Below are 2,790 nucleotides of genomic sequence, written 5' to 3' on the forward strand. Positions count from 1 at the left end.
TGGCCATGGGTGGTTCAACCAATACTGTTCTTCATACCCTTGCTATTGCGCGTGAAGCTGGAATTGATTATAACCTCAAGGATATTAACGAGATTGCTAAGAAGACACCTTATCTTTCTAAAATTGCCCCTTCAAGTGTTTACACCATGCATGATGTGCACGAAGCTGGTGGTGTTCCAGCCATTATTAATCAGTTGATTAAGAAAGGTGCCATTAAGGGTGATCGCATCACAGTCACTGGTAAGACTTTGAAAGAAAATGTGGCTGGTGCTGAAATTAAAAACGAAGAAATCATTCATCCAATCGAGCAACCTATTTCACCGGTTGGCGGTTTGTCTATCCTTTATGGAAATATTGCTCAGGATGGGGCTGTTATCAAGGTTGGTGGTGTAGATCCATCTGTTAAAACTTTCCGTGGTAAGGCTATTTGTTGCGATTCACAAGATCAAGCACTTGAGTTGATTGATAATGGAACGGTCAAGAAGGGTCATGTTGTTGTCATTCGTTACGAAGGCCCTCAGGGTGGTCCTGGTATGCCAGAGATGTTAGCGCCAACCTCTAAGATTGTCGGGCGTGGGCTTGGTAAGGATGTGGCTCTTATTACAGATGGACGTTTCTCAGGAGCAACTCGTGGTATTGCTATTGGTCACGTATCTCCAGAAGCTGCGGAAGGTGGCAATATCGCTTTGATTGAAGATGGGGATGAAATTGTGATTGATCTTCCCAATCGTACCCTTGATTTGCTTGTAGATGATGCGACACTTGAAGCACGCCGTAAACACTTGAAACCTTTCAAGTCTAAGATTTCAAGTGGATGGTTGCGTCGTTACACTGCTTTTGCCAAATCAGCTAATGTTGGTGGAACTCTGATGAGTGATGAAGAATTCGAAGAACGTAAAGCAGAACGTCAAGCACAAGAAAAAAATTAAGAATATTCTTTCCAAAGAGTTTGCGATATTTTTCTCTGAAACCCTTGCAAATTTAGTTAAAAATGTTATTATAGTATACAAGGTTTTGAATTTTTAGACAATTCGAAAAAAACAACTGCTAAAGGAGGTCCATGTGAAGAAAATTGAACTTGAAGAAGCACGCTCGGGTGCTGATTTGATTCTTGATACACTTCTTGAACTTGGGATTTCAACTATTTTTGGGTATCCTGGCGGAGCGGTTCTTCCTTTGTATGATGCTATTTACAAAAATGAAGAGATTAATCATATCTTGTCTCGTCATGAGCAAGGAAGTCTGCACGAAGCTGAAGGTTATGCTAAATCAACTGGAAAACTAGGTGTTGCTCTTGTAACGAGTGGCCCAGGTGCAACGAATGCTATTACCGGGATTGCAGATGCTATGAGTGATAGTGTACCTCTCCTAGTCTTTACAGGTCAGGTCGCAACACCAGGTATTGGTAAGGATGCCTTCCAAGAAGCTGATATTGTCGGAATTACCATGCCAATTACCAAATACAACTATCAGATTCGCGATACGGCTGATATTCCTCGTACTATTCGAGAAGCGGTTCATATCGCAACGACAGGACGTCCTGGTCCGGTTGTTATCGACCTTCCAAAAGATGTTGTAGCTAAGGAAACTGCCTTCATCAACGATCCTGAAATTAATCTTCCAAGTTACCAACCGACGCTAAGACCAAACGAGATGCAAATTAAGAAAATCTTGAAACAGTTGGGCAAAGCTAAGAAGCCGGTTATTGTAGCTGGGGGTGGAGTGACTTATTCTGAATCTGCTAAGGAGCTAGTTGCTTTTGCAGAACGCTACCAAATTCCAGTTGTTACAAGTCTTCTAGGTCAGGGAACAATTGCTACTAGCCATCCCCTTTTCTTGGGCATGGGTGGTATGCATGGTTCATATGCAGCTAATATTGCTATGACTGACGCTGACTTTATGATTTCTATTGGTTGTCGTTTTGATGACCGTTTAACAGGAAATCCAAAAACATTTGCTAAAAATGCAAAGGTTGTTCATATTGATGTGGATCCGGCTGAGATTGGCAAGATTATTCCAGTAGATTTACCAGTTGTTGGTGATGCCAAACAAGCTCTTGAAATGCTCTTAGCAGAACCAGTGGTTAAGAATAACACTGAAAAATGGATTGAAAAAGTCACAAAAGATAAAGAGCGTGTACGTTCTTACGATAAGAAAGAACGTATGGTACAGCCTCAGGCAGTTATCGAACGTATCGGTGAATTGACTAAGGGTGATGCAGTTGTTGTCACTGACGTTGGGCAACATCAAATGTGGACAGCTCAGTATTATCCATACCAAAATGAGCGTCAACTGGTGACATCAGGTGGTCTTGGAACTATGGGATTTGGTGTCCCAGCAGCAATTGGTGCTAAAATTGCTAATCCTGATAAAGAAGTTATCCTCTTTGTTGGTGATGGTGGTTTCCAAATGACGAACCAAGAATTGGCTATCTTAAATATTTACAAGGTGCCAATTAAGGTTGTTATGTTGAATAACCACTCACTTGGTATGGTGCGCCAATGGCAAGAGTCCTTCTACGAAGGGCGCACGTCAGAGTCTGTCTTTGATACTCTTCCTGATTTTCAACTGATGGCTCAAGCTTATGGCATTAAGTCTTATAAGTTTGATAATCCAGAAACGATTGATCAGGATTTGGAAGTTATCAAAGAGGATGTGCCGATGTTCATCGAGGTTGATATCTCTCGTAAAGAGCATGTTTTGCCAATCGTTCCAGCTGGTAAGAGTAATCATGAAATGTTGGGGGTGAAGTTCAATGCGTAGAATGTTAACAGCTAAACTTCAGAACCG

The 2,790-nt window shown here is 41.6% G+C and carries 2 protein-coding genes; both read left to right on the top strand.

What is annotated here, in order from left to right:
- Positions 1–929, top strand: a 929-nt coding sequence (locus RWZ99_RS09230) for a dihydroxy-acid dehydratase (protein WP_314678304.1), incomplete at its 5' end; no start/stop codon positions are given.
- Positions 930–1,062: 133 nt separating this feature from the next.
- Positions 1,063–2,763 carry an acetolactate synthase large subunit gene (locus RWZ99_RS09235; protein ID WP_314678306.1) on the top strand — a complete coding sequence of 567 codons (1,701 nt, stop codon included), beginning with the start codon at positions 1,063–1,065 and terminating at the stop codon, positions 2,761–2,763.
- Positions 2,764–2,790: the final 27 nt, after the last annotated feature.

It is taken from the genome of uncultured Streptococcus sp. (genome assembly GCF_963545685.1).
In the GTDB taxonomy this organism is placed as follows: Bacteria; Bacillota; Bacilli; order Lactobacillales; family Streptococcaceae; genus Streptococcus.